Annotated in this window: 1 protein-coding gene; it reads left to right on the top strand. The window is 68.6% G+C overall.

Annotated elements, in window-relative coordinates:
- Positions 1 to 26: 26 nt before the first annotated feature.
- Positions 27 to 1,018 (top strand): dTDP-glucose 4,6-dehydratase (gene rfbB / locus EFAMC2_RS06735; RefSeq protein WP_222838552.1); only part of this gene is annotated, 992 nt, incomplete at its 3' end.

The following is a 1,018-nucleotide window of genomic DNA, read 5'->3' as shown; positions in this document are numbered from 1 at the left end:
TGGCAGACACCTTCGAGCCCAAGAACATCATCGTCACCGGCGGCTGCGGCTTCATCGGATCAAACTTCGTGCACTACGTGGTGAGCAACCACCCCGGCGTGCACGTGACCGTGCTCGACAAGCTCACCTACGCCGGCAACCCCGCCAACATCGCGGGGCTCCCCGAGGACAGGGTCGAGCTCGTGGTCGGCGACATCTGCGACGCCGGGCTCCTCGACCGGATCGTCCCCGGCCACGACGCCATCGTGCACTACGCGGCCGAGAGCCACAACGACAACTCGATCGCCGACCCCGAGCCCTTCCTGCGCACCAACGTCGAGGGCACCTTCCGCCTGCTCGAGGCCTGCCGCAGGCACGGCGTGCGCTACCACCACGTGAGCACCGACGAGGTCTACGGCGACCTTGCCCTCGACGACCCGGCCCGCTTCACCGAGGAGACCCCGTACCGCCCGAGCTCCCCCTACAGCTCCACCAAGGCCAGCTCCGACATGCTCGTGCGCGCCTGGCACCGCACCTACGGCATCCGCTCCACCATCTCCAACTGCTCCAACAACTACGGCCCCTACCAGCACGTCGAGAAGTTCATCCCCAGGCAGATCACGAACGTGCTGGACGGCGTCCGCCCCAAGCTCTACGGCACGGGCGAGAACGTGCGCGACTGGATCCACACCGAGGACCACTCCTCGGCCGTGTGGGCCATCCTCACCAGGGGGCGCATGGGCGAGACCTACCTCATCGGCGCCGACGGCGAGAGGAGCAACGTCGACGTGCTGCGCATGATCCTGAGGATGATGGGCCGGCCCGAGGACGCCTTCGACTGGGTGCGCGACCGCCCCGGCCACGACCGCCGCTACGCCATCGACCCCACCAAGCTCAGGACCGAGCTCGGCTGGAGGCCCGCCCACACCGACTTCCAGGCCGGCCTCGAGGGGACCATCGCCTGGTACGAGGAGAACCGCGCCTGGTGGGAGCCCGCCAAGGCGGCGACCGAGGCCAGGTACAAGGCCCAGGGGCAGTA

The sequence above is a fragment of the Olsenella uli genome, assembly GCF_901212655.1.
GTDB classification, from domain to species: domain Bacteria; phylum Actinomycetota; class Coriobacteriia; order Coriobacteriales; family Atopobiaceae; genus Parolsenella; species Parolsenella uli_A.
This window is presented reverse-complemented; position numbering and strand designations above follow the sequence as displayed.